Genomic DNA, 22,335 nt, shown 5'->3' on the forward strand with positions numbered 1-22,335 from the left:
GGGGAATCGTGGGGAACGGCGGTGTCCTGCGGGTGGCGCGCATGGCTACGGCCCCCGACCGTCTTGCCTGGTCAGGGGCCGTTCACTTGCGGAGGCTGTGGGATTTGAACCCACGGTGACATCGCTGCCACGACGGTTTTCAAGACCGTTCCCTTAGGCCGCTCGGGCAAGCCTCCCCGCGCCGCCCTGGGGGCGCGGGGATCAGCCTAGCGTGTCAGCTGTCTCCCTTGCGCTGCCCCAGGGTGACGTCGACCGTCGAGGTCTTGCCGTCGCGCTTGTAGGTGAGGGTGACCTTGTCACCCGGCTTGTGGGTCCAGATCTCGCTGATCAGGGTCGGGCCGCTGTCGATCACGGTGTCGTCGAGCTTGGTGATCACGTCGCCGGACTTGAGGCCCGCCTTGGCGGCCGGGCCGCCGGGGACGACGGCGGGGCTGCCGCCGGCGCCGTTGGCGGCGATCGTGGCGCCGGCGCCGGAGTCCTTCATGCTGACCGTGGCCTCGATCACCGGGTAGACCGGCTGGCCGGTCTTGATCAGCTGCTGGGCTACGGTCTTCGCCGTGTTGATCGGGATGGCGAAGCCGAGGCCGATGCTGCCGGACTGCTGGGACTCGCCGAGGCCGCTGCCGCTGCCCGCGGACTGGATGGCCGAGTTGATGCCGATGACGCCGCCGTCCGCGTTGAGGAGCGGGCCGCCGGAGTTGCCGGGGTTGATGGAGGCGTCGGTCTGCAGGGCGCTCATGTAGGAGGCGTTGCCGCCGCCGCCGTCGCTGGAGGCGACCGGGCGGTTCTTGGCGCTCACGATGCCGGTGGTGACGGTGCCGGAGAGGCCGAAGGGGGCGCCGATGGCGACCGTGGCGTCGCCGACGACGACCTTGTCGGAGTTGCCGAGCGGCAGCGGGTTGAGCTTGGCGCCGGAGGCGTTCTTGAGCTTGATGACGGCGACGTCGTAGCCCTGGGCCTTGCCGACGACCTCGGCGGTGTACCGCTTGCCGTTGGAGAAGGTGGCGGTGAGCTTGCCGTTGTCGGCGGCGGAGGCGACGACGTGGTTGTTGGTGAGGATGTGGCCCTGCTTGTCGTAGACGAAGCCGGTGCCGGTGCCGCCCTCACCGTTGTTGCCCTGCGCCTCGATGGTGACGACGCTGGGCAGGGTCTTGCCCGCGATGTTGGACACGGAGCCGGGGGCGCGGCTCTCCGCCTTCGGGTTGCCGGCGGCGGAGACGGTGGTGGTGTCGCCGCTGTCGTTCTCCCGGTCGGCGGCCCAGAAGCCGACGCCACCGCCGATGCCGCCCGCGACCAGGACGGCGGCCAGGACGGCGGCCACGAGGCCGCGGGGCTTGCGCTCCGGCGTCGCGGGAGGGGGCGGCGGTACCGGGCCGGTTCCCCACGGGTCGCCCGGTGCGCCGGGCCCGCCGCCCTCGGCGCCGGAACCCGGGCCGCCCGGCTGTCCGCCGTCGGAGGGCCAGGGTCCGGAGCCGGGGGCACCGAAGCCGGGGGCACCGCCGGGGTCGCCCGCGCCGGCCGACGCGAACGCCGCCGGAGGCTGGCTGGGAGCCGGGGGCTGGGCCGGCGGGGTGGGGGACGGCGCCGGGCCGCCCGCCTGCGCCGTCTGGTCCGGGGCCGGACCTATCGGCGCGTCCGGCGCGGCCGGCTTCGCGCCCGCGGTGGGCTCGAAGTCCGGCGCGGGCGGCACCGCGGGGTTCGGGTGCGGCGCCGGAGGGGCCGGTTGCGGCCCGGCCGCAGGCGGTACGGCAGCGCCCTCGTTCTCGGTGCTCACAGCTGTCTCCTCAGGTGCACGACAGTTCTTCCATGACGGCCCACGCGTACGTCTTACCGTTGTCAGCTTTTCCCACAGCGCGTCAGACCGCCGTAAGGAGCGGCGGCCGTGTGGACTACCACCCTTTATCCCGGACAATTCGCCCTATCGCCATTCCGGGCAACGGCGGGAAGCGGGACCTTCCACCGATGGACACCGGGCGGTGGCACCATAACTCGGTGACCTATGCGCGTTCTGACCGGGACATCCGCCCGGGTCCGCACACCGTGTCCGTCGTGGCCCACCGAGGGGCCTCCGAGGACGCGCCGGAGCACACCCTGGCCGCGTACCGCAGGGCGCTGGAGGACGGTGCCGACGCCCTCGAATGCGACGTCCGGCTGACCGCCGACGGCCACCTCGTCTGCGTCCACGACCGGCGCATCGACCGCACGTCCAACGGCCGCGGCGCGGTCTCCGGGCTGGAGCTGGCCGATCTCGCCGCCCTCGACTTCGGGTCCTGGAAGGGGCAGGCCACCGACAAGGAGGCGCCGGACCGGAAGAGCCGCGACAGTACGTCCGTCCTCACCCTCGAACGGCTGCTGGGGCTGATCGCCGACGCCGGACGCCATGTCGAACTGGCGATCGAGACCAAGCACCCCACCCGGTGGGCGGGCCAGGTCGAGGACCGGCTGATCCGGCTGCTGCGCCGGTACGGGCTCGACGCGCCGCCGCCCGGCGAGCCGCCGCCGGTGCGGGTGATGAGCTTCTCGGCGCGCTCGCTGCACCGGGTGCGGCTCGCGGCGCCCGCCATCCCCACCGTCTATCTGATGCAGTTCGTCCTGCCGCGCCACCGGGACGGACAGCTCCCGCCCGGGGTGCGGATCGCCGGGCCCAGCATCCGGATCGTGCGCAACCACCCGGCGTATGTGCCGCGGCTGCAGCGCGCGGGGCACCGAGTGCACGTGTGGACCGTCGACGAACCGGCCGATGTCGAGCTGTGCGTGCGGCTGGGGGTCGACGCGGTGATCACGAATCGCCCCAAACGGGTGCTGTCCCAACTCGGGCGCACATAGTGGGCATTACAAGGCGTGCACCGGCGCGTTCGTTACGTATTCGATCGTGACGAGTGCGTCACACGATGCCACTTGGCCGGTTTCCGCTCCAGCCCGTTGGGGCATCCATCCCCTGGCGTGGGGCTAAGGAGGTCTCGGGGGTGGCGTTGGTGGTGGCACAGAAGGTGCCGACGTCGTCGACCATGGCCGTACCCCATGGTCCTGCGGGCGTCCGCGCGGCAAGACAGTGGATGCGCAGCGATCTGGGCAGGACTGGGGTATCGGATTCGGTCATAGACGACGCAGTGTTGATCCTTTCGGAACTGCTCAGCAATGCGTGGCGGCATGGCAGCCCATGGCGCTCCGACCCTGGCGGCGGGACGGTTCGCGCGGCCTGGAGGGTCGATGAAGACGATCGGGTGAGGGTCGAAGTCACGGATGGCGGTGGCCCCACAAGGCCACTTCCGGCCAAACCTTCCGTCACGGCCCGCGGGGGTCGGGGGCTGAACATCATCAGATCCCTGTCCGACGACTGGGGCGTGCGCGACGGCACGGGCGAGGTCACCGTATGGGCCCTCCTGCCGGCCGACACCGGCTTCTCCGGCCGGGTCATGCTCTCCACCGATCTCGGCGCGGGCCTCGGCGCCGCTGCCGGGGCGGGCCTCGTGGCGAACATCGACCCGTATATCGACAACGTCGACGCGAACGTCGACACGGACATCGATCCCGACTTCGACCGCGAGCTGGGCTTCGCCGATCTGGACGAGTCGGCGTGAGCGACGCGGCGCATCTGGCCGACGAGGTTCGGTCGACGGGCTAGGCTCCCGCCCGTACGTGTAGCCGTACGACTACGACGACGTACGCGCCGATACGGGCCCGTATGCGAGCCGTACGCACAAGCCCTGAGCCGCCACGATCGGGAGACAGCCACACCATGGCCAAGAAGCGCCGCCCCCAGACGAAGGCCGCAGGAGCACGGGGCGCCACGGGCGACATCCCCGTGGTGAGTGCGCGGGAGCCCTGCCCGTGCGGTTCGGGCCGCCGCTACAAGGCCTGCCACGGCCGGGAGGCCGCCCACTCCGCCACCGAGCTGGTGCAGCGGCCCTTCGAGGGGCTTCCCAACGAGTGCGACTGGGTGGCACTGCGCGAGCTGGTGCCCGCCGCGACCGTCCGGCTGACCCTCGCCGAGGGCCTGCCCGAGGGCGTGCCGTCGGTCACCCTGGCGACCGTGCTGCCGATGGCCTGGCCCGCGCTGCGCCGGGACAGCGGCGCCGTGCTGGTCGGTCTGCAGAACGACACGGCCTCCGGCGACCTCAGCCGCGATCTGGCCGACACGCTGCGGCGGGCGCTGACCGCCGAGCCGGGCACGCCGGTGTCCGCCCAGCGGGTGCCCGGCGACGGTCCGCGCCTACAGGATCTGCTCGACCCGAAGGGCGCTTTCACGCCGACCCTGCACGAGGGGTTCGAGTTCTGGCTGGAGGACGCCGCGAACGCGACCGGGGAGGTCGCCGCGTCCCTGGAACGGGCCAACGCCGCCGCGATCCCCACCGCCCGGCTCACCGGCGTGGAGGCCGCCTACTGGTGCGAGACGCCGGAGAAGAACCACCTGCGCTGGGTGATGTCCCACCCGGAGGAGAAGCTGCTCGACGCGCTCGCGCGGCTGCATGCGGCGGGGGCGTCCTCACTGGGCGACAACACCCGTCTGGTGGGCTCTTTCCGGGCCCACGGGCTCACCGTGCCGGTGTGGGACCTGCCCCGCGGCATGGGCGCGGAGGAGACCGAGAAGCCCGCCGCGGAGCTGGCGGAGCGGCTGGGCGAGGCACTCGCCTCGGACGAGCCGCTCACCCCCGAACAGCGGCGCGCGCGGGGCGGTCTCACCAACCGTCAGGTGACGCTCAGCTGAGAGGCCGGCCAGGGCGCCCGTGCGGCGTGACGCTGCTCACAACTCACGGTTACGGCCTGGAAATACACGTCCGGAAATCCGCGATCGAATTTGCTTAGGGCCGATCTCTTGTTACGGTTCTAAAAGCCCGGTCGCTGGTGCATCCCCCGTCGCCAGCGACCGGGCGCTTCCATGTCCGGAACCGGAACGCATGGGTCCGGTACGGGCCAACCGGCCGCGGTGCCGCGGGAGTTGCCCCGGCCGCACGGTACGCAGGCGGGCCTCGGGCCGACGCCGCCAGGCCGCCGAAGATCACCCGAACGCACCACACGCGGCGAGGCCGTGGGCCGCGCCGCGTGTGCCGTTGACGTATGTGGTTCGACGTATGTGGTTGACGTATTTCGCCGCCGCGTGCGACGAGGGCGGCGGACGCCCGGGTCAGTAGGCGAGCCGGCTGCCCCCGTCGGGCGCGCTGCTGCTCGCCTCGACGAGCGCGTCCACCACGGTGGCCACCTCCGGCAGCCAGGGCCGCCCGCGGCGGCGCTGCGGCGCCCGCTCCCAGCGCACCCGGCCCAGACCCGTCTGCGACGGCGGCAGCACCAGATAGCCGCCCTCGCCGTGGAACCGCAGCGAGCTGGGCACCCAGTCCTGGCGGTTGAGGAGTTCGCCCAGCTCTTCGAGGGAGTACGGGGCCACCAGCAGCGACCAGCGGGTGGGCGTGGCGACCACCGGGCCGAGCCGGATGCCCGCCCGGTCGAAGGCGGCCAGCGCCCGGGCCCCGGCGACCGCGGGCAGGCTGAGCGCGCACGGGGCCGTGCCGCCGGTGGCCAGCAGGAGCGGCGCACCGGGGCGGTTGGTCCACCACCAGCGCACCATGCGCGGATCGGTGGTGGCCGCGAGGAGAACGGGGTCGAAGGGGTGCCCGCCCGGCACCGCACACTCCGGGTCGGGACAGCCGCACACCCGCATGCGCCCGCCCCCGGACTGGAGGCCGATGCCCGGCAGGACGGGCCACTGCCACTCGGTGGCGCAGGTGAGCGCCGCGCGGAGCAGCGGCGAGCGTGCGCCGCGCCGCAGCGAGAACTTGCGTCGCCTTCCGAGGATCTCGCGCATGAGCGCTCGTTCCTTTCCGTTAACGCCGAGGGCTGTATCCGTTCGCACTACATGGCACTTCACATGGCACTACGTGGCGCTGTCGGGCATCGTTCGGCCACTCACAGCACGTGGATCACAAGTCACTGCGCGTACAAGGCAGCGCATCACGCCGCGGGCCGAGCGTGGAACGTGGCGAGGGGTGGCGCGCGCATGGCGCTTACCGTCCTGGGTGGTGCGTTTCCTCGCCACTCGGGGAGGGGCGCGGCCGTTGTGGTCTATGACGCCTGGACCGGCCACCGGGTTCCGGGGCGGTCCGAACTGCCCCAGGCCCTCTCCGAATGTGTACCCGCCGCGATGGAGACGACGCGCTGTCGAATGACGTCAGTCGACCTCAAATTGGCTGCGTAGCGACTTTTTTTCGGCCAAGTTCAATTCCCCACAGACACTAACAAGACCACCGGGACAATGCTGGACATCGCCTCTCCCGTGCGTGTACATCTGGAGACAGTAGCGGCACAGTAGCGGCGCAGCATGACAGGGGGTTTGCGATGCTATTGAGCAAGCTGGGCGCGGCGGGTGAAGGCAGCGGTCCATGAACTCGCCCCATCCGCCGAAAGTGGCTGGAATCGATTCTTCCCTCCCCGTACCCACGCAAACTGCCGATCCCATCAGCCCGCCCCTCGCCCCGCCGGAACCCGGAGTCCAGGACCGGCTCGCCGGGTGGGTGTCGGATCTCACGACGCTTCACGAACTCACCGAGCGGCTGGTCCATACCAGCACCCTCGATGACGCGCTGCGGGAGCTGCTGCGCGCGGGCGCCGCGCTGGTGGGCGCGCAGCGCGGGCTGGTCGCGCTCGAACCGGCGGACGGGCAGGGCCCGGTGACCACCGTCGGCCTCGGCCTCGGCCACGCCGACCTCGGCCAGATCGAGACGATCCCGGGCAGCTCCGCGCCCGGGGGCCATCTCCTCGACGGGCTGCCCGAGCCGGTCGGCAAGCGGCGCGCCGAGGTCACCCACCCCGACATCGCGGGCGAGGCGGGTCTCCATCCGCTCCATCGCGCGGTCGCCGCCCGCCTCGGGTTCGCCGCCAGCTACGCGGTCCCGCTGGACCCCTTCCCCGGGCCCGGGCCGGGGCTCGCCATCGTCCCCGCCCCCGCACCCGAGGGCGCGTCCCCGGGCGCGGGCGACCGTACGGCGCCGGGCGCGGGGCAGAAGGCCGCGCAGGGCGCCGCACCGGCCGGTGTCCCCGGCGCGGCGGGCGTGCCCGCCGGGCGGCTCGGCGCGGTCGCCTGGCTCTACGACGAACCGGCCGAGCCCGAGGAGCACCAGCGTCATCTGGTGGCGCTGTACTGCCGTTACGCCGCCGCCCACCTCATCCGGCTGATCGAGCTGACCCGGGCCCGCGCCGCCGTGGCGACCATCCGGGAGGAGCTGCTGCCCACCCGGCTGCCGCGGCTTCCCGGGGTGCGCCTGGCCGTCCGTCACCGCCCCGGGCCACGGGGCGGCGGGGACTGGTACGACGCGCTGTCGCTGCCGGACGGCGCCCTCGGCCTCTCGGTCGGCGCGGTCACCGGTTCCGGGCCGAGCACCATCGTCGCGACGGGGCGGCTGCGGGCCTCGCTCCGCGCGTACGCCGTGATGGAGGGTGAGGATCCGGTCGCCGTGCTCTCCGATCTGGAACTGCTGCTGCGGCTCACCGAGCCCGCGCGCTCCGCGACCGCCCTGTTCGCGTACTGCGAGCCCGGGGTGCGCCGGGTGCTGCTGGCCGGGGCGGGGCACTGCCCGCCGCTGATCACCGGGGAGCGGCGTACGGAGTTCGTGGAGACCACGCTGTCCGCGCCGCTGGGCATGCTGTCCTGCTGGGAGGCGCCGAGCGTGGAGATCGAGCCCGGCTGCGGAGAAACGCTTTTGTTCTACAACGACGGGCTGCTCCACCGCACCGGTGAGCCGATGGACCGGGCCTTCGCCCGGCTGCACGCGGCCGCCGCCGGAGCCCCCAGGGCGGTGCGCGCCGATCCGGACGCCTTCGCGGACCATGTGCTGCTGACGATGTTCCCCGGGTCCGCCGGCGACCGGGCCGAGAGGGGCGCCGGCCCCGGGCCCGGCGCGGGGGACAGCGCGGGGGACGGTGCGGAGGACCTCGTCCTGCTCGTCGCCCACTTCGACTGACCGGCGGCGTCGGGGGGCCGGCGGCTGATCGGCGGCGCCCATGACGTCTCCCGGGCGTCGTACCCCGGATCTACCATGGGAGAGGTCCAGTTCGAGGAGGATGACGTGACCGAGGAGCCCACTCCTGAGGCCCTGGAGACCCCGGAGGCCGAGGAGCAGCCCATCAAGCAGCGGAAGAACGGCCTTTACCCGGGCGTTTCCGATGAGCTTGCCGAGAGCATGAAGTCCGGCTGGGCGGACACCGAGCTGCACGACCTGAGCCCCATCGAACAGGCCCCGGACACGGCCCGCCGCCGTGCCGCGCTCTCCGCCCGCTTCCCCGGCGAGCGCCTGGTCATCCCCGCGGGCAACCTCCGTACCCGCTCCAACGACACGGAGTACAGCTTCCGCGCCGCGACCGAGTACGCGTACCTCACCGGCGACCAGACGGAGAACGGCGTCCTGGTGCTGGAGCCGGACGCGGGCGGGGGCCACAAGGCGACGGTGTACCTCCTGCCGCGCTCCAACCGGGAGAACGGCGAGTTCTGGCTGGACGGCCAGGGCGAGCTGTGGGTCGGGCGCCGGCACAGCCTCGGCGAGGCCGAGCAGCGCTTGGGCCTGCCCGCCAAGGACGTACGGGAGCTGGCCGACCAGCTCGGGACCGCGACCGGCCCGGTGCGCGTCGTGCGCGGGCATGACGCGGGGATCGAGGCGGCGCTGACCGACAAGGTCACCGCCGAGCGCGACGAGGAGCTGCGGGTCTTCCTCAGCGAGCAGCGCCTGGTCAAGGACGAGTTCGAGATCGCCCAGCTGCAGTCGGCCGTCGACTCGACCGTGCGGGGCTTCGAGGACGTGGTGAAGGTCCTCGACAAGGCCGAGGCGACCTCGGAGCGCTACATCGAGGGCACGTTCTTCCTGCGCGCCCGCGTCGAGGGGAACGACGTCGGCTACGGCTCCATCTGCGCCGCCGGACCGCACGCCACCACCCTCCACTGGGTGCGCAACGACGGCCCGGTCCGCTCCGGCGACCTGCTGCTCCTCGACGCCGGGGTCGAGACCACCACTCTCTACACCGCGGACGTCACCCGCACCCTGCCCGTGAGCGGCAGCTACACCCCGCTCCAGCGGAAGATCTACGACGCGGTGTACGAGGCGCAGGAGGCGGGCATCGCCGCGGTCAAGCCGGGCGCGAAGTACCGCGACTTCCACGACGCCGCCCAGCGGGTCCTGGCCACCAAGCTGGTCGAATGGGGCCTGATCGAGGGCCCGGTCGAGCGCGTCCTGGAGCTGGGCCTGCAGCGCCGCTGGACGCTGCACGGCACCGGCCACATGCTCGGCATGGACGTGCACGACTGCGCCGTGGCCCGCACCGAGACCTATGTCGCGGGCACGCTGGAGCCCGGCATGTGCCTCACCGTCGAGCCCGGCCTCTACTTCCAGCCGGACGACCTGACCGTGCCCGAGGAGTACCGGGGCATCGGTGTCCGGATCGAGGACGACATCCTGGTGACGGAGGACGGCAACCGCAATCTGTCGGCCGGGCTGCCGCGGTCCGCCGATGACGTCGAGGCGTGGATGGCCCGGATCATCGCCCAGCGGAGCTGAGGCCGAAGGCGGGGCGGGGGGAGCGGCGGGTGCCGCTCCCCCCGCTGTCATTGACCGCCGATAGAGTCCGTGCCCATGGCGGAGTCATGGGTCGACGCGGCGGAGGCCCTGGGCAGTGACCTGCATCTGGAGCTGACCGGGGCGGGCGGCCGCCGGGCCGCCCTGATGCGCGCGCTGCGCGACGCCATCCGGAGCGGGCGGCTCGCGTCCGGCACCCGGCTGCCGCCCTACCGCTCGCTCGCCGCCGACCTCGGCGTCGCCCGCAACACGGTGGCCGACGCGTACGCCGAGCTGGTCGCCGAGGGCTGGCTCACCGCCCGCCAGGGCTCGGGGACGCGGGTGGCGCCCCGGGCCGACCCACCTCCGGCCCGGCGCACCGGCCGTCCTGCCGTACGGACCGACACCGCCCGCGGCGTCAACCGCGCCGACGAGGGACGGGAGACCGCCCCGCGCCCCGTCCACAGCCTGCTCCAGGGCCAGCCGGACGCCGCCGCCTTCCCGCGCACCGCCTGGCTGGCCTCGGCCCGGCGCGCGCTGACCGCCGCGCCCAGTGAGGCGTTCGGCCCCGGCGATCCGCACGGCCGCCCGGAGCTGCGCCACGCCCTGGCCGACTACCTCTCCCGGGCCCGCGGCGTGCGCACCGCGCCGGACCGGATCGTGATCTGCTCGGGCTTCGCGCACGCCCTGCGGCTGCTGAGCGGCACCCGCGCACTGCGCCACCAGGCGGCCGTCGAGGCGTACGGCCTGGACTTCCACCGCTCGCTGCTGGCCGCCGCCGGAATCCGGACGGTGCCGCTCCCGCTGGATAAGGACGGCGCCCGCACCGAGGAGCTGGCCGCCCGCCGGGACCTGCGGGGCGTGCGGACCGTACTGCTCACCCCGGCCCACCAGTTTCCGACCGGCGGGCCGCTGCACCCGGAGCGGCGCGCCACGGCCGTCGACTGGGCGCGGGCGAGCGGCGGGCTGATCGTGGAGGACGACTACGACGGGGAGTTCCGCTACGACCGGCGGCCGGTGGGCGCCGTCCAGGGCCTCGATCCCGACCGGGTGCTGTACGTCGGCTCGGTCAGCAAGAGCCTTTCGCCCGCCCTGCGGCTGGGCTGGATGGTGCTCCCGGACGCGCTGGTGGACGAGGTGCTGGCCGCCAAGGGGGAGCGCGAGGGGTGGGCGAGCGCCCTCGACCAGCTGACGCTCGCGGACTTCCTGGAGTCCGGCGGCTACGACCGTCACGTACGCCGGATGCGCCAGCGCTACCGGCGGCGCCGCGACCAGCTGGTGGCCGCGCTCGCCGAGCGCGCCCCGCACATCCGGGTCTCCGGCATCGCCGCCGGGCTGCACGCGGTCCTGGCCCTGCCGCCCGGAACCGAGCGCTCCGCCGTGCGGGCCGCCGCCTCGCACGGGCTCGCCCTCGACGGACTGGCCGGCTACCGCCACCCCGATGCCACAGGACCGGCCCATGACGGCCTGGTGGTGGGCTATGCGACCCCGCCCGATCACGCGTTCGCGAAGGCGCTGGACGCGCTGTGCCGGGCGCTGCCGCCCGGTGAAAACCCCCGGTGAGGAGTGACGCGCGGCTACGACGCTCTGAGCAGAGAGTCCTCGCGCCACTTGAGGATCTTGTCGAAGCTCACCACCACCCCGCCGCGGCCCGGTCGGTCGCGATAGCGGACGTGGTCGGTGAGTGCCTCGATGAGAAAGAGCCCCCGCCCGTGCTCCGCGTGTGCGGGAGCCGGACTGTGCGGGTGCTGCGGCCTCGGCGCCGCTGCCGGACGCCGCTCGCTCCGAGTGCGCGCCTCACGGCGCACGGTGCCACGGCCGGTGAAGCCGGGGCCCGAGTCGGTGACCTCGATGCGGCAGGTGTCGCCGTCGATGAAGGCCGTGACGCGGTAGTCCCCGCCCGTACCGTCGCTGCCGCCGTGCTCCACCGCGTTCGCACACGCCTCGGAAAGGGCGACCGACAGATCGTAGGAGATTTCCGGATCGACTCCGGCCGTCTCCATGGTGCCGAGGAGCAGTCGTCGTGCGAGCGGAACGCTCGCCGCCTCGCGGGGCAAATGGAGTGACCACCAGATGCTCATGCTCCAGCCTCCCGGCCGCGGCTCGACATACCGTTACGTATTGCCTGGGTCCATGGTCCGTAAGCGTCCGATTGACGTGACTCCGCTCATTCGGCGGACGCGCGCGGTAGGCGCATCGGTGTATAGGCCTGTCCCGGTGTGCGCCGGTACGCCCTACCCGCCGTAGGGAACGCGTTTACCCGGTGGGATGATGGCGCAGCCATGGCTTCCCCTGTCGCCCGTGCGGGTGCCGATCTGCGCATGCTGCGGGCCGCGGTGTTCACCGCGGCCTGTGTCGTGCTGTCCGCGGCGGGGCATGTGCTGGCGTCCTGTGCCACCGTGCCGCTGTGGACGCTCGGCGCGGGGGCCGCGGCGATGTTCGCGGTGGCGCTGCCGCTGGCCGGGCGGGAGCGGGCGCTGCCCGGGATCGCGGCGGTGCTGGCGCTGGGGCAGCTCGCACTGCACTCCCTCTTCGGCTACGGGCAGCAGCAGGCGGCCGCCGCCGCGGAGGCCGCCCACCGCGTGGACGCCGGTGAGGGCCGCGTCATCGGCATGGCGGCGAAGCTGCTGTGCACCACGCTCCCCGGCCGCCTCGACGCGGCCACGGCGCACCGGATCGTCGCCCGGTCGGGCATCGACCCGTCATCCCTGCACTCCGCGCCCGCCACCGCGGCGCCCGGCCCCGAGCACCCCATGGGCCTGACGGCCCTGCTGCCGTCGCTGCCGATGACCCTGGGCCATCTGCTGGCCGCGCTCGCCGTCGGCTGGCTGCTGCGGCGCGGCGAGATGGCCGTGTGGCGGGCGGTACGGCTGTCGCTGGACGGGGCGCGCGGGGTCGCGGAGGCCGCGCTCGTACGGTCGCTGCGCGCCGCGCTGGGCCTCGTACGGACGCTGCTCGCCGGGCTCACGGACGCCGTGTCCGGCGCCGCGCCGCCCCGCCCCCGTACGGAGGGGGCCGACGAGGGCGGGACGACGGCCGTCGTCCTCCAGCACAGCGTGATCAGGCGGGGACCGCCGGCTTGCGAGCTCGCGGCCTGACGCGACACTCCTCCAGCGGGACCGGAGGGTGGCCGTGCCGGCGCCGCACGCGCGCCAACCCACCGATCACTCCTCCTCTGGAGCGTTTGCATGAACGCCATGCGTCTTCGCCGTCTGCCGGTTCTCGGCGGCCTCACCGCGGGCGCCCTGGTGCTGCTCGCCGCGGGCCCCGCCTTCGCGCACGTCAGCGTGCAGCCGGGGCAGGCCGAGAAGGGCGGCTACAGCACCGTCGACTTCAAGGTGCCCAACGAGCGGGACGACTCCTCGACCGTCAAGCTCGAGGTCAACCTGCCCACCGACCATCCGCTCGCCTCCGTGATGCCCCAGCCGGTGCCCGGCTGGGACGTGAAGGTCACCAAGTCCAAGCTGGCCAAGCCCATCGAGACCGACGACGGCAAGGTCACCGAGGCGGTCACCAAGATCACCTGGACCGGCGGCAAGATCGAACCGGGCATGTTCCAGCAGTTCCCGGTCTCGGTCGGCCCGCTGCCGAAGGACGCCGACCAGCTCGCCTTCAAGGCCCTCCAGACGTACGACGACAAGCAGGTCGTGCGCTGGATCGAGGAGCCCAAGGAGGGCGCGCCGGAGCCCGAGAACCCGGCGCCGGTCCTCAAGCTCACCGACGCCGCCGAGGGCCCGGACGGGCACGGCTCCGCGAGCGCGGGCGACGCCAAGGGGGCGAAGGCCACGGCGTCCGGTGACACGGCGAAGACCGCCTCGGAGCCGGACGGCGACGGCACCGACACCACCGCCCGGGTGCTGGGCATCGCGGGCATCGTCATCGGCGCCGCCGGAGTCACCTTCGGTGTGCTCGCCGGCCGCCGCCGCTCCGCCTGACCAGCCACACCCTCGCGTGACCACACGGGGTGACCGCGCGTCCTGACCCGGCGCCGCGGTACGCCCGGCGGCGGGCCCTCGGCCCGCCGCCATCACGCACCACCGATCCGACGATCTCTTTGGAGAACAGCTCCATGCGCACCAAGATCCTGGGCTCCGCCCTCGTCGCCGCCGCCGCGCTCACCCTCACCGCCTGCGGCGGCTCCGGCGACGGCGGGGACAAGGGGGACAGCGCCGCCAGCGTCTCGGGCGGCCAGAAGACCGGACAGGCGATCGTCCTGAACGGCGACGCCAAGGCCAAGCCCGACCTCGTCCTCACCGACACCGAGGGCAAGAAGTACGACCTTCTCAAGGAGACCAAGGGCCACCCGACCCTGGTCTTCTTCGGCTACACCCACTGCCCGGACGTCTGCCCGCTGACCATGAGCAACCTCGGCATCGCCGTGTCCAAGCTGCCCAAGGCCGAGCGGGACAAGCTGCGGGTCGTGTTCGTGACCACCGACCCGGAGCGCGACACCCCGCAGCGGATGCGCAAGTGGCTGGACGCCCAGGGCGGCACGGACTTCGTCGGGCTGACCGGCGACTTCGACACCATCCAGGCCGGGGCCAAGCCGCTCGGCATCTTCATCGAGAAGCCGAAGAAGGAGAAGGACGGCAGCATCACCGTCAACCACGGCGCCCAGGTGCTCGGCTTCTCGCCCAAGGACGACAAGGGGCACTGGATCTACACCACGTCGACCTCGCCCCAGCAGTACGCCAAGGACCTCCCGAAGATCATCAAGGGGGAGAACCCGTGACCGCCGCCCGGCACCGGGCCGCCGCCGCGGCCGCCCTCGCCCTCGGTCTGGCCGGCGCCCTCACCGCCTGCGGCGGCGGGGACGGCGGGGACCGCCCCGAGCTGTCCGTCAGCGGCGCCTACATCCCGCGGCCCGCGATGGCCGACATGGCGGCGGGCTTCCTGACCGTGACGAACAAGGGGGGTGGCGCGGACAAGCTGACGTCCATCACCACCCCGCTCGCCCGCGACGTCACCCTGCACACCACCAAGGGCACCCGGATGAAGCAGGTCAGCTCGCTCGACGTGCCCGCGGGCGGCCGGCTCCGGCTGTCCAGCGGGGGCGATCATCTGATGCTGACAAAACTGGCCCACAAGCCGAAGGTCGGTGAGAAGGTCGACTTCACCCTGCACTTCGCCACGTCCGATGCCATCACGATCAAAGTCCCGGTCGAGCCGATGACGTACCGTCCCAAGGACTGACAGCCGATGCCCTCGCTGACCTCCCCGACCGCCCGGCCCCGAAGCGATGCCCGGACCTCCGTCACCGCCCGGCGGCTGCTGTCGGTCCTCGGCGCCCTGCTCGCAGCGCTGCTGTGCGCGCTGAGCTTCGGCGCCGGGCCCGCGTCCGCGCACGCCGCGCTCACCTCCACCAGCCCCGGCGAGGGCGCGGTGGTGAAGTCCGCGCCGTCGGATGTCACGCTCACCTTCTCGGAGGGCGTGCTGCTCGGCCGGGACGCGCTGCGTGTCCTCGACCCCAAGGGCAAGCGCGTGGACGCCGGGAAGGCGGCACACACGGGCGGCAAGTCCTCGACCGCGGCGATCGCGCTGCGCTCCGGGCTGCCCGACGGCACCTACACGGTGGCGTGGAAGGCGGTCTCGGAGGACAGCCACCCGGTCAGCGGCGCGTTCACCTTCTCCATCGGCGCCCCGTCCAAGACCTCGGTCGCGGCGCCGACGGGCGGGAGCGGCGACAGCACGGTCACGACGCTGTACGGCATCGGGCGGTACGTGGCCTACGGCGGCTTCGCGGCGCTGGTCGGCGCTTGTGTGTTCGCCGGGCTGTGCCGGTCCTCCCGCCCGGTCCGGAAGATCGCGGTCGGCGGCTGGGCGACGCTCTTCGGGTCCACCGTGCTGCTGTTGCTGCTGCGCGCGCCGTACGCCGACTCCGAGGGGATCGGCAAGGTCCTCGACCTCGGCGGGCTCGGCGACGCCCTCGACACCAAGCCGGGCGCGGCGCTGCTGTCCCGGCTGCTGCTGCTCGGCGTGGCGGCGGTCTTCCTCGCCGTGCTCTTCGGCTCGTACACCCGCCACACCGAGGCGGCGGAGGAAGACGCCAAGCGCCGTCAGGACCTCGCCTTCGGGCTCGGCTTCGGCGGTGTCGTCGTCGCGGTGGGCCTCGCCTCGACCTGGGCGATGGCCGAGCACGCCTCGGTCGGCATCCAGCGGCAGCTGGCCATGCCGGTCGACGTGATCCACCTGGTCGCGGTCGGAGTGTGGGTGGGCGGTCTGGCCTCGCTCGCGGTGACGCTGCGCGCGGGCGTGCCGATCGAGCGGGCGGCCGTGGCCCGCTTCTCCCGGCTCGCCTTCGGCTCCGTCATCGCCCTGGTCCTCACCGGGCTGTACCAGTCGTGGCGGCAGGTCGGCTCCTGGAAGGCGCTGACCGGCACCGACTACGGGCGGGTGCTGCTGGTGAAGGTGGGCCTGGTGGCGGTGCTCGTCGGCATCGCCGCCGTCTCGCGCCGCTGGACCGCCCGTCTGTCGGATGCCACGGCCTCCGCCGACGTCTCCGCGGGCGTCTCCGCGGGCGTCCCCGCTGAAGCGGAAGACGAGGCCGGGAGCGTGGAGAAGGGCCGGGTGACGGCGGAGGCGGGGGCCCGGAGCGAGGCCAAGGCGGTGGTGAAGGCCGGGCAGCCGGTCCGTACCGGCGCCGCCGGGGCCGGGTCCGGAGACGACTCCGGCGAGGACGCCGGGGAGGGCTCCGGTGGGGACTCCGGCGAGGGCTCGGACGGGGGCTCCGACGGGGGCTCCGGGGCCGACGACGATCCCGTACGCACCGCCCAGCTCGCCCGTCAGCGGGCCGCCAAGGACAAGACCGCCGCCCGGCGGGAGCGCGACGCCGACCCGCAGCGCAGCGGGCTGCGCCGCTCGGTGATCGCCGAGACCGTCGTGGCCGCCGTGCTGCTCGCGGTGACCACCGTGCTGAGCGGCACCCAGCCGGGCCGGGCGGAGACCGGGAAGCCCGCGGCGGCGGCCGCCGTGGACCCCGGAGGGCTGAACGTCGACCCGGTGAGCGTGGAGATCCCGTACAACACCGGTCCCAAGAGCGGCCGCGGCAAGGCCATCGTCATGCTCGACCCGGCGCTGCCCGGCGACAACGCGCTCAACGTCTTCATCAGCGACTTCGCCGACCGCCCGATCGACGTGCCGGAGGTGAAGGTCTCCCTGACCCTGAAGCAGAAGGGCCTCGGCCCGCTGTCGATCCCCCTCGAGCACCGGTCCACCGGGCACTGGAGCGCCCAGGGCGTGCAGCTCCCCATGCCCGGGAAGTGGCTCCTCTCCCTCACCGTACGTACCTCCGACATCGACCAGGTGACGGAGACCAGGAACGTGAAGATCGCACAATGAGCACTCAGCAGGCCCCGAATGCCCCCGAAACCACCCAGGACCAGCAGGCGCCCCCGCCCGGGGTGTCCCGGCGCCGTCTGCTGGGCACGGCCGGCGCCGCGAGCGCGGCCGGGCTCGTCGTCGGCGGGGCGGCCGGCGCGTACGCCGCGGAGGCGACGCGGGACACGCCCCGGCCGCTCAGCTCGGTCGGCCGGACGGCCGTCCCCTTCAACGGCGAACACCAGGCGGGGATCACCACCCCGCTGCAGGCCCACGGCCATCTCGTCGCCTTCGACCTGGCGCCCGGTGCGAACCGCCGGCAGGCCGCCGCGCTGCTGCGCCGCTGGTCGAGGACGGCACGCGAGCTGGCCGAGGGCAGGACGCCGCCGGACGACACGGGCATCGCGCTCGACGCCGGACCGTCGTCCCTCACCGTCACCTTCGGCTTCGGCCGCTCCTTCTTCGGCAAGGCCGGGCTGGAGGACCGGCTCCCGGAGGCTCTCGCTCCGCTCCCCGACTTCGCCTCGGACGCGCTCGACGCGAAGCGCAGCAACGGCGACCTGTGGATCCAGATCGGCGCCGACGACGGGCTCGTCGCCTTCCACGCGCTGCGCGCGCTGCAGCGGGAGGCCGGGGGCACGGCCCGGCTGCGCTGGCAGATGAACGGCTTCAACCGCGCCCCCGGGGCCACCGGCCACCCCATGACCGTGCGCAATCTGATGGGCCAGGTCGACGGCACGAACAACCCCAAGCCGCACGAGCCGGACTTCGACCGGCGGATCTTCGTCCCCGGCGATGGAGACCCGGCCTGGATGGCGGGCGGCTCGTACGCCGTGGTGCGCCGCATCCGGATGCTGCTCGACTCCTGGGACAACCTCTCCCTGGAGCGGCAGGAGAAGGTCATCGGCCGCCGCAAGTCGGACGGGGCGCCGCTGTCCGGCGGCACCGAGACGACCCCGGTGCGGCTCGACAAGATGAACGCGGACGGGGCGCTGGCCATCGGCGGCGCCGCCCACGTACGGGTCGCGGCGCCCGAGTCGAACCAGGGCGCGGCGATGCTGCGCCGCCCGTTCTCGTACCACGACGGCTTCCGTGACGACGGGGCGCCGGACGCGGGGCTGCTGTTCATCGCCTGGCAGGCGGATCCGATGAAGGGGTTCGTACCGGTGCAGCGGAAGCTGGACCTCGGGGACGACCTGTCCCGGTTCCTGCGGCACGAGGCCAGCGCGCTCTTCGCGGTGCCGGGCGGCTGCGCCCCGGACGGGTACGTGGGTCAGGCACTCTTGGAAGGGTGAGCGAGGGACGAACTCCCCCGGCCGCCACTGGGTATCGTGGCGGCTCTCATACGATCACAGGGAGCCACCGTGATGTCGGCCAGCCACTATGCCTACCTCGGCCCCGAGGGCACCTTCACCGAGGCCGCGCTGCGGTCCTTGCCGGAGGCGGCCACGCGCGAGCTGGTCCCGATGGTCTCGGTGCCCGCGGCGCTGGACGCCGTGCGCGGCGGCACGGCGGCGGCGGCCCTGGTCCCCATCGAGAACTCGGTCGAGGGCGGGGTCACCGCGACCCTCGACGAGCTGGCCACCGGCGAACCGCTGATGATCTACCGGGAGGTGCTGCTGCCGATCAGCTTCGCGTTGCTGGCCCGGCCGGACACCACGATCTCGGACGTCAAGACCGTGACCGGGCACCCGGTGTCCCAGCCGCAGGTCCGCAACTGGCTCGCGGCGAACCTGCCGGACGCCCTGTGGGAGTCGGCGGCGTCGAACGCGGACGGCGCGCGGCTGGTGCAGGAGGGGCGCTACGACGCGGCGTTCGCGGGCGCGTTCGCGGGGCCGAAGTACGGCCTGGAGCCGCTGGTCACCGACATCCACGACGCGCAGAACGCGATGACCCGCTTCGTGCTGGCCGGCCGCCCGGCCCGGCCCGCGGCCCGGACCGGCGCGGACAAGACGTCCGTGGTGATCTGGCTGGGCGACGACCACCCGGGCGCGCTGCTGGAGCTGCTGCAGGAGTTCTCGGCGCGCGGCGTCAACATGATGCGGATCGAGTCGCGCCCGACCGGCGAGGGCATGGGCCGCTACTGCTTCTCGGTGGACTGTGAGGGGCACATCACGGACCGGCGGGTGGGGTCGGCCCTGATGGGGCTGCGGCGGATCTGCCCGAAGGTGCGCTTCCTGGGCTCGTACCCGCGTGCGGGGGTGGAGGCGGCGGACCTGGCTCCGCTGCGCCACGGCACCTCGGACGAGGCGTTCGCGGAGGCGGCGGAGTGGCTGGCCCGCTGCCAGGACGGGCGGGGCTGATCCCGGCCGGAAACGATGCGCCCCGGTCCGGTCAACGCCGGGCCCGGGTCGTCACCGTGGAAAAGTTATCCACAGGCTCGACTCCGCCCTGGGGACAAGTCGACAACGCCAATCCGGCGATGTCGACACATCGCCACAGTCGCCTCGTCGGCTTACATCACCGGACATTACGCATCTGTCACCGCAATTCCATCGATCCGCTCTTTGGAGTGAGGGATTCCTCTCTAAAAGAGTGTGTGAACGCGGTTCGGTAGGGGAATCCATCGCCGAGCACTCGGCGGACTAAACGATCACCGCGACATCCACAGATCTCACACACAGGCTGTGGATAACCCGTGGGTATCCCAACAGCCCTGTGGACAACGAAACGCCAACTCGCCCCGCACACAGGGGAAGACAGTCATCTCTTTGCCCCTTTTCAGGGAATCCGCGCGCATTGCTTGACGTCGATCCACACAGGAATTCCCAGGTTTTCCCACAGCCCTAAATGGGGGCAAAAGGGGGCACACCGGAATATCGCGTCGAGCCCCTGAGGTCACACCGGTAACCTGGGGGGGTGATTGACCTTCGCCTGCTCCGTGAGGACCCCGACCGTGTGCGCGCCTCCCAGCGCGCCCGTGGAGAAGACGTCGACATCGTCGACGCGCTCCTGTCAGCCGACGAGCGGCGCAGGTCCTCCAGCGTCCGCTTCGACGAGCTGCGCGCCGAACAGAAGGCGCTCGGCAAGCTCATCCCCAAGGCCTCCGGGGACGAGAAGGCCGAGCTGCTGAAGAAGGCCGGTGAGCTGTCCGCCGCGGTCAAGGCGGCCGACGCCGAGCAGGACGCGGCGGCCGAGGAGACCCAGACCCTGCTGCGCCAACTGGGCAATCTGGTCCACCCGGACGTCCCCGTGGGCGGCGAGGACGACTTCACCGTCCTGGAGACGGTCGGCACCCCGCGCGACTTCGCGGCCGAGGGCATCACCCCCAAGGACCACCTGGAGCTGGGCGAGCTGCTCGGCGCGATCGACACCGAGCGCGGCGCCAAGGTCTCCGGATCGCGCTTCTACTACCTCACCGGCGTCGGCGCGCTGCTGGAGCTCGCGCTGGTCAACGCGGCGATGGCGCAGGCCACCGCCGCGGGCTTCACCCCGGTGCTCACCCCGGCGCTGGTCAAGCCGAAGGCCATGGAGGGCACCGGCTTCCTGGGCCAGGCCGCGGAGGACGTCTACCACCTGGACAAGGACGACCTCTACCTGGTCGGCACCTCCGAGGTGCCGCTGGCCGCGTACCACATGGACGAGATCCTGGAGGCGGAGCAGCTGCCGCGGCGCTACGCGGGCTTCTCCTCCTGCTTCCGCCGTGAGGCCGGGTCGTACGGCAAGGACACCCGGGGCATCTTCCGGGTGCACCAGTTCGACAAGGTCGAGATGTTCGTCTACACGACGCCGGAGGAGGCCGAGGCCGAGCACCAGCGGCTGCTGGAGTGGGAGAAGCAGTGGCTGACCTCGCTGGAGCTGCCGTTCCGTGTGGTCGACCTGGCCTCGGGTGACCTGGGCTCGTCCGCGACGCGGAAGTTCGACTGCGAGGCGTGGATCCCGACCCAGGGGAAGTACCGCGAGCTGACCTCGACGTCCAACACCACCGAGTTCCAGTCGCGGCGGCTGTCGATCCGGATGCGCGAGGGCAAGAAGGTGCGTCCGCTGGCGACGCTGAACGGCACGCTGTGCGCGGTCACCCGGACCATCGTCGCGATCCTGGAGAACCACCAGCAGGCCGACGGTTCGGTGCGGGTGCCCGAGGTGCTGCGGCCGTTCCTGGGCGGGCGCGAGGTTCTGGCGCCGGTCGCCCGGTGAGCGCCGGCACCCTTCCGTATCGCCTGGTCGCGACGGATCTGGACGGGACCCTGCTGCGTTCCGACCACACCGTCTCGGCCCGTACCCGCGCCGCGCTCGCCACGGCCACCGCGGCCGGGGCCGCCCACATCGTCGTCACCGGGCGCACCGTCCCGGTGGCCCGGCACATACTGGACGACCTCGGCTACGACGGGCTCGCGGTGTGCGGCCAGGGCGCGCAGCTCTACCACGCGGGCGAGCACCGGCTGCTGACCTCCGTCACGCTGGACCGCCAGGTGGCCATGCTGGCGCTGGAGAAGATCGAGGCGGAGACCGGCCCGCTGCTGCTGGCGGCGGCCCGCGACGGGCTCGACGGCGAGGTGCTGTTCGGCCCGGGGTACCGGGTCGGGCACGGGGAGATGCCGGTCAGCTCCTTCAGCGACCCGGACGAGGTGTGGTCCGCGCCCATCAGCAAGCTCTACATCCAGCACGCCGAGCTGGGCGACGACGCGCTCGCGGACGCCGCGCGGATCGCCGCCGGGGGCCTGGTCGGGGTGACGATGGCGGGCGCGGGTCTGGTGGAGCTGCTGCCGCTGGGGCTGACCAAGGCCACGGGCCTCTCGCTGGCCGCCCGCAGGCTGAAGGTGACGGCCGCGGACACCATCGCGTTCGGCGACATGCCCAACGACATCCCGATGTTCGGCTGGGCGAAGCACGGGGTGGCGATGGCAGGCGCGCACGACGACCTGAAGGCCGTCGCCGACGAGATCACCGCCTCCCATGACGAGGACGGCATCGCCGTGGTGCTGGAGCGCCTCTTCGGCTGAGCCTTCGGCGGATGACGCGTGACGACGGGCGGCCCCTGGCGGGCCGCCCGTCGTCATTTCTCCTGCGGGTTCCGCGGCTCAGCCGAGGTTCTTCACGGCCTGGTAGTAGGTCCACGCGGTACCGTCGCAGGCGGTCTTCTTCGCACCGGTGTAGGCGGTGCACACCCGCTTGAGGTCCTCGTAGAAGGCGCTGTCGAGACGGGCCTTGTTGGCGTCGAAGATGCCGAGCGCCTTGTGGTTGCGGTACCCGAAGTCGTGGCGGGCGCACGAGGTCTGGAAGGGGAAGCCGAAGGGGTTGTCGGGCGAGCTGCTGCAGTAGTCGGTGGACCAGTCGAACGCGTACGCGGCCCACGCGCCCTGGTTGCCGCGGGCCGCGAGCCAGGTGTTGTAGCTGGCGGCACTGGTCTGGGTCCAGCCGGCGAGCACCTGCGCCTTGTCGGCGGGGACGGCCTCGGCGGGGGCGGCCAGGGCGACGGTGGCGGCCGCGGTGACCGCGGTGGCGGCAAGACTCGTGGCGAGACGACGCATTTCGGGTTCCCTCC

General features: G+C 72.7%; 19 protein-coding genes and 1 tRNA gene. 15 read left to right on the plus strand and 5 right to left on the minus strand.

Going from position 1 to position 22,335, the window contains the following annotated elements:
• Window positions 1-89 precede the first annotated feature (89 nt).
• Both ABZ562_RS12535 and ABZ562_RS12540 read right to left on the minus strand, forming a co-directional pair.
• Window positions 90-176, minus strand: a tRNA-Ser gene (locus tag ABZ562_RS12535).
• Window positions 177-214: 38 nt separating this feature from the next.
• Window positions 215-1,774: a trypsin-like peptidase domain-containing protein gene (locus tag ABZ562_RS12540; RefSeq protein WP_361477135.1), complete on the minus strand. Its 1,560-nt coding sequence runs from the start codon at window positions 1,772-1,774 to the stop codon at window positions 215-217.
• Between the two features lie 188 nt (window positions 1,775-1,962).
• Here ABZ562_RS12540 and ABZ562_RS12545 point away from each other — a divergent pair, with 188 nt between their 5' ends.
• From ABZ562_RS12545 to ABZ562_RS12555, 3 genes are all read left to right on the plus strand, one after another.
• On the plus strand, window positions 1,963-2,826 hold the full coding sequence (locus ABZ562_RS12545) for a glycerophosphodiester phosphodiesterase (protein WP_361477138.1): 864 nt from the start codon (window positions 1,963-1,965) through the stop codon (window positions 2,824-2,826).
• A gap of 140 nt (window positions 2,827-2,966) precedes the next feature.
• Window positions 2,967-3,581 (plus strand): ATP-binding protein, encoded by a 615-nt coding sequence (locus ABZ562_RS12550; protein WP_361477141.1) that lies wholly within the window; start codon window positions 2,967-2,969, stop codon window positions 3,579-3,581.
• A 158-nt stretch (window positions 3,582-3,739) separates the two neighbouring features.
• Window positions 3,740-4,708, plus strand: a complete 969-nt coding sequence (locus ABZ562_RS12555) for a DUF5926 family protein (RefSeq protein WP_361477144.1) — start codon at window positions 3,740-3,742, stop codon at window positions 4,706-4,708.
• A gap of 417 nt (window positions 4,709-5,125) precedes the next feature.
• Here ABZ562_RS12555 and ABZ562_RS12560 read toward each other — a convergent pair whose 3' ends face one another.
• Window positions 5,126-5,800: a bifunctional DNA primase/polymerase gene (locus ABZ562_RS12560; protein ID WP_361477147.1), complete on the minus strand. Its 675-nt coding sequence runs from the start codon at window positions 5,798-5,800 to the stop codon at window positions 5,126-5,128.
• 574 nt (window positions 5,801-6,374) lie between these two features.
• On the opposite strand from ABZ562_RS12560, the gene ABZ562_RS12565 reads away from it, so the two are divergent.
• The 3 genes from ABZ562_RS12565 to ABZ562_RS12575 all read left to right on the plus strand — a co-directional run bounded on the left by ABZ562_RS12565 (window position 6,375) and on the right by ABZ562_RS12575 (window position 11,096).
• Entirely contained in the window at window positions 6,375-7,952 is a 1,578-nt protein-coding gene (locus tag ABZ562_RS12565; RefSeq protein ID WP_361477150.1) for a PP2C family protein-serine/threonine phosphatase, read from the plus strand.
• Between the two features lie 75 nt (window positions 7,953-8,027).
• Window positions 8,028-9,536: an aminopeptidase P family protein gene (locus ABZ562_RS12570; RefSeq protein ID WP_361477153.1), complete on the plus strand. Its 1,509-nt coding sequence runs from the start codon at window positions 8,028-8,030 to the stop codon at window positions 9,534-9,536.
• A gap of 75 nt (window positions 9,537-9,611) precedes the next feature.
• Window positions 9,612-11,096 (plus strand): PLP-dependent aminotransferase family protein, encoded by a 1,485-nt coding sequence (locus ABZ562_RS12575; protein ID WP_361477156.1) that lies wholly within the window; start codon window positions 9,612-9,614, stop codon window positions 11,094-11,096.
• A 14-nt stretch (window positions 11,097-11,110) separates the two neighbouring features.
• On the opposite strand, the gene ABZ562_RS12580 is transcribed toward ABZ562_RS12575, so the two are convergent.
• Window positions 11,111-11,614 carry an ATP-binding protein gene (locus ABZ562_RS12580; RefSeq protein WP_361477159.1) on the minus strand — a complete coding sequence of 168 codons (504 nt, stop codon included), beginning with the start codon at window positions 11,612-11,614 and terminating at the stop codon, window positions 11,111-11,113.
• Between the two features lie 201 nt (window positions 11,615-11,815).
• On the opposite strand from ABZ562_RS12580, the gene ABZ562_RS12585 reads away from it, so the two are divergent.
• The 9 genes from ABZ562_RS12585 to ABZ562_RS12625 all read left to right on the plus strand — a co-directional run bounded on the left by ABZ562_RS12585 (window position 11,816) and on the right by ABZ562_RS12625 (window position 21,793).
• On the plus strand, window positions 11,816-12,631 hold the full coding sequence (locus ABZ562_RS12585; RefSeq protein ID WP_361477162.1) for a hypothetical protein: 816 nt from the start codon (window positions 11,816-11,818) through the stop codon (window positions 12,629-12,631).
• A gap of 99 nt (window positions 12,632-12,730) precedes the next feature.
• Complete coding sequence (locus ABZ562_RS12590) at window positions 12,731-13,468, plus strand: YcnI family protein (protein ID WP_361477165.1); 738 nt, start codon at window positions 12,731-12,733, stop codon at window positions 13,466-13,468.
• A gap of 134 nt (window positions 13,469-13,602) precedes the next feature.
• On the plus strand, window positions 13,603-14,265 hold the full coding sequence (locus ABZ562_RS12595; protein WP_361477168.1) for an SCO family protein: 663 nt from the start codon (window positions 13,603-13,605) through the stop codon (window positions 14,263-14,265).
• The gene (locus tag ABZ562_RS12600; RefSeq protein WP_361477171.1) at window positions 14,262-14,726 is read left to right on the plus strand and encodes a copper chaperone PCu(A)C; all 465 of its coding nucleotides are present in this window, start codon (window positions 14,262-14,264) and stop codon (window positions 14,724-14,726) included. Before ABZ562_RS12595 ends, ABZ562_RS12600 begins: the two co-directional genes overlap by 4 nt.
• A 6-nt stretch (window positions 14,727-14,732) precedes the next feature.
• The gene (locus ABZ562_RS12605; RefSeq protein WP_361477174.1) at window positions 14,733-16,871 is read left to right on the plus strand and encodes a copper resistance protein CopC; all 2,139 of its coding nucleotides are present in this window, start codon (window positions 14,733-14,735) and stop codon (window positions 16,869-16,871) included.
• On the plus strand, window positions 16,868-18,145 hold the full coding sequence (gene efeB / locus ABZ562_RS12610; RefSeq protein WP_361477177.1) for an iron uptake transporter deferrochelatase/peroxidase subunit: 1,278 nt from the start codon (window positions 16,868-16,870) through the stop codon (window positions 18,143-18,145). Before ABZ562_RS12605 ends, efeB begins: the two co-directional genes overlap by 4 nt.
• A gap of 72 nt (window positions 18,146-18,217) precedes the next feature.
• Window positions 18,218-19,153: a prephenate dehydratase gene (gene pheA / locus ABZ562_RS12615; RefSeq protein WP_361477180.1), complete on the plus strand. Its 936-nt coding sequence runs from the start codon at window positions 18,218-18,220 to the stop codon at window positions 19,151-19,153.
• A gap of 556 nt (window positions 19,154-19,709) precedes the next feature.
• Window positions 19,710-20,987 carry a serine--tRNA ligase gene (gene serS, locus ABZ562_RS12620; protein WP_361477183.1) on the plus strand — a complete coding sequence of 426 codons (1,278 nt, stop codon included), beginning with the start codon at window positions 19,710-19,712 and terminating at the stop codon, window positions 20,985-20,987.
• The gene (locus ABZ562_RS12625; RefSeq protein ID WP_361477186.1) at window positions 20,984-21,793 is read left to right on the plus strand and encodes an HAD family hydrolase; all 810 of its coding nucleotides are present in this window, start codon (window positions 20,984-20,986) and stop codon (window positions 21,791-21,793) included. The genes serS and ABZ562_RS12625 overlap by 4 nt, the downstream gene beginning before the upstream one ends.
• 78 nt (window positions 21,794-21,871) lie before the next feature.
• Here the strand turns inward: ABZ562_RS12625 and ABZ562_RS12630 are convergent, their stop codons facing one another.
• Complete coding sequence (locus tag ABZ562_RS12630; RefSeq protein ID WP_361477189.1) at window positions 21,872-22,321, minus strand: phospholipase; 450 nt, start codon at window positions 22,319-22,321, stop codon at window positions 21,872-21,874.
• Window positions 22,322-22,335 lie beyond the last annotated feature (14 nt).

It is taken from the genome of Streptomyces sp. NPDC019937, from assembly GCF_040631655.1.
Lineage (GTDB): Bacteria > Actinomycetota > Actinomycetes > Streptomycetales > Streptomycetaceae > Streptomyces.